The following is a 3375-nucleotide window of genomic DNA, read 5'->3' on the forward strand; positions in this document are numbered from 1 at the left end:
GCACACCAATGGTTTTGCGCAAGGTCAGCTTTTCGCTGTCTGTTGCGATATGAGCAATCAGCAGGGTGAAAAGCGGGGTGGTGGCATTCAGGATGGCGGCAAGGCTGCTGGTGATTTGTGTCTGGCTCCAGACAATCAGGCAAAAGGGTATCAAGTTGTTAAGCCCGCCCATCACGGCAACGCCCACCCAGAATTTCGGATCGCGCGGTATCGCGATATCGCGCAACAATACCACCCACCACAGAACCATGGTCGCAATCGACACCCGGCACAGCACAAGCGTCAGGGGCGGCAGATCGACAAGCGCGATTTCGGTGAAGAAAAACGACCCACCCCACAGGATCGATAGCGAGATCAGCATCAACCAACTGATGCGGTCCATCGGCTGGGTGGGCAGTTGTTTGGGTTGTAAGCCACCAGCGGATGAGAGGTTTCTCGGGCCATTAATGCCGCGAAGTTTCGGGCGGCAAGCCAGTTCCATATCAAGCGATATCAAACGTGTGGTGTTTTCATGGGGCAGCATCGCGGGCTCCGTCGATCTGTTGGTGACCAACGAAGGTTAGGCGGATTGGTTTTTGGCTGCTCGCCAGTTTCGGACCTGAAGGTGGGATCAAAAAACGGGGCCCAAGCGGCCCCGTTTTAATCATCAGACAATCAGGTGTCCTATTCCGCCGCGAGGGTTTTATTCCTCATACCAATGAACTTCGGAAGCCGCGCAAAGATCGTGATGTTGCCAAGTAACACCATTGCAAGCCCGGTTGCCCCGATCGGTGTCCAGACATAGCCTTCAAGGAAGGTTGAAACCGTGAGCGCCACAACAGGGAACAGGACGGTGACATAGGCCGCTCGTCCTGCTCCAACCCGGTTGATCAGTGCGAGATAGGCTATGAAGGCCACGACCGAGCCCGGAATGGCGAGATACAGCAAGCCACCGATATAGATCGGATCGGTCGGCATGACCGGGGTCTGGCCGCGTAAGGTCGCAAAGATAAACAGCAATACCGTGCCGTAGATCATGCCACGCGCGACCGCATCACGGTTGGGAATGCCCATGCGGTTGAGTTTAACCGACACCATATTGCCACAGCTAAACACCGCCGTGCCGCCAAGCGCAAGCAGCATGCCGGTGATGGCATTGGCGTTGTGCGACAGGGCATAGATCTGGTTGGCAAACAGACAGGCGATGCCAGCAAGCCCGAATGCCGCACCAAAGACAAAGCGCAGGCCCGGGCGATTGCCGTAAAAGGCCCAGTTGCCCAGCGCATTGAAAATGGTCGAGGTGGTGAAAATCACCGCGACAATGCCGCTGGCGATATAGCCGGTCGCCGAATACATCAGGATAAAGTTGATGCCAAACAGCCCGCAGCCCAAAAGCACGATCCATGGATGCGCGTGCCATGGCACAGGGCGCCATTTGCGCGTTATCAACAGGAAGCCGCACAAAACGACCGCGGCCAGCGCAAAGCGATAAAAGATCGAGATTTCGACCGGGATTGGTCCGATCTGAAGTTTGATCGCATACCAGGTAAATCCCCAGCAGGCGGTGACGATCACGAATAAGAGGGCTGTCATCATCGGGGCTTTCAAAACAGCACGTGCGCGAGGGGCGGTGGCACGAAGGGTGACGGGTGATGCAGAACTGGTCACGCAGGTTGGCAGCGCGCGGGGACCAATCAGGGCTTTTGCGAATATATGGGGCATATCCGCAAACCAATAATAGGCCACAGTCAGCCTCGCGTGGCTTTCACGTTCTTGCGGTATTTTCGGATTTTTGCGGAGGGTTCGCCGCATAAAAAAACGGGGCGGATACTGCATTGTATCCGCCCCGCTTTTGAATGTTTGGTCAGGAAGACCGCGTCATTGCTGTTGATCGGTTGGTGGCCTCGGGGATCAGTCCCTTTGGCGCAAACCGCATAACGATCAAAAGGATCGCCCCCATCATCAGATAGCGCATATAGGCCGCACCGGCGACCAGGTGCTGGGCAAGCTCCGATCCTTCGCCAAGCGGGGCGGTGATCGTTGACATGAACCAGTTGCCAAACGGCTCTGCCTCGACCCAAAGGAACCAGATGATAAAGCCACCCAGGATCGAGCCCCAGTTGTTGCCAGACCCACCGAGGATCACCATCACCCAGATCAGGAAGGTGTAGCGCAGCGGAATGTAACTGGTTGGCGTTAACTGACCATCAAGCGTAGTTAGCATCGCACCGGCAATCCCGCACACCGCACAGCCCAGAACAAAGGTCTGAAGGTGACGACGTTTGACATCCTTGCCCATCGCGGCTGCCGCATCGCGGTTGTCACGAATGGCACGCATCATGCGGCCCCACGGCGACTTCAATGCGCGTTCGGCAAACCACATTATGATCGCAAGCACGATGACAAACAGCACCGCATAGCACAGTTTGACAAACAGGCTGGCGGCATCGGAAATCTCGGTTGCACCAAAGAAGTTGGCCAGGCTGATGAACCATTCGCTTTCGATCAGGTCGACTTCATAGGGCACCGGGCGTGGAATGCCGGTGACGTTCTTGACCCCGCGCGACAGCCATTCTTCGTACTTGATGATCGCAATGATGATCTCGGAAATGCCTAGGGTGGCAATCGCCAGATAATCGGCCCGCAGGCCAAGCGCGATCCGCCCGATCAGCCAACCGCCACCAGCGGCCACCAAACCGGCAAGCGGCCAGGCGACAAGAACGGGTAAGCCCGCACCACCAAGATAACCGCTGAGCGCCGGGTCGATGCTTTCAATCGCATCGGTCGCCGGACCAAAGAACACCCCGATCAGGAAGTAGCCCGCCAGCAAAAGAACAAGCGTGACCGGAAGCTTCAATGCCGGGTGAACAAAGCGGCGGGCGTAAATGACTGCAACAATGGTCGCCGCAAGGCTCAGCAAGGAAAGGGCAATATCCCCGCCAGCAGCAGCCCAGGCTTCGCCCACAGGCGGCATTGAGACCAGAACGGCGGTAAGGCCACCAAGGGCGGTAAAGCCCATTACACCTACATTAAACAGGCCGGCATAGCCCCACTGCATATTGACGCCGAGCGCCATCACCGCAGAAATCACACAAAGATTGAAGATGCCAAAGGCGACGTTCCAGCTTTGAAGAAAGCCGATCGCGATCAACACCAGGCACATCAGGCCATATAGGAGCGCAACTCTCTTCGTCATATCACTTTCCCACGAATAATACCGGTTGGCCGGATCAGAAGAACCGCGACCAGAATGATGAAGGAGACTGCAAACTTGTAGTCCGTCGACAGAAGTTGCACGAGCCCGTCCGGCGCCCAATCCGTCGGGCCGAGATAGGTCAGGAACTTCTTGAAGGCATAGGTCACCGTCACCTCGGAGAAGGCAACAATGAACGCGCC

3 protein-coding genes and 1 pseudogene are annotated in these 3375 nt (G+C 56.6%); all 4 read right to left on the bottom strand.

Annotated elements, in window-relative coordinates:
• The coding region (locus tag B2T33_RS13465; protein WP_286792308.1) for a DMT family transporter at positions 1–523 on the bottom strand (523 nt) is incomplete at its 3' end.
• Between the two features lie 140 nt (positions 524–663).
• Positions 664–1575 carry a DMT family transporter gene (locus B2T33_RS13470; protein ID WP_252724097.1) on the bottom strand — a complete coding sequence of 304 codons (912 nt, stop codon included), beginning with the start codon at positions 1573–1575 and terminating at the stop codon, positions 664–666.
• A gap of 268 nt (positions 1576–1843) precedes the next feature.
• Positions 1844–3175, bottom strand: coding sequence for a branched-chain amino acid ABC transporter permease (locus B2T33_RS13475; RefSeq protein ID WP_064782407.1), 1332 nt, complete (start codon positions 3173–3175; stop codon positions 1844–1846).
• Positions 3172–3375, bottom strand: a pseudogene (locus tag B2T33_RS13480) (branched-chain amino acid ABC transporter permease); the annotation flags it as partial. The gene B2T33_RS13475 and the pseudogene B2T33_RS13480, both read right to left, overlap by 4 nt.

The organism is Thalassospira sp. UBA4513 (genome assembly GCF_002388495.1).
GTDB lineage: Bacteria > Pseudomonadota > Alphaproteobacteria > Rhodospirillales > Thalassospiraceae > Thalassospira > Thalassospira tepidiphila.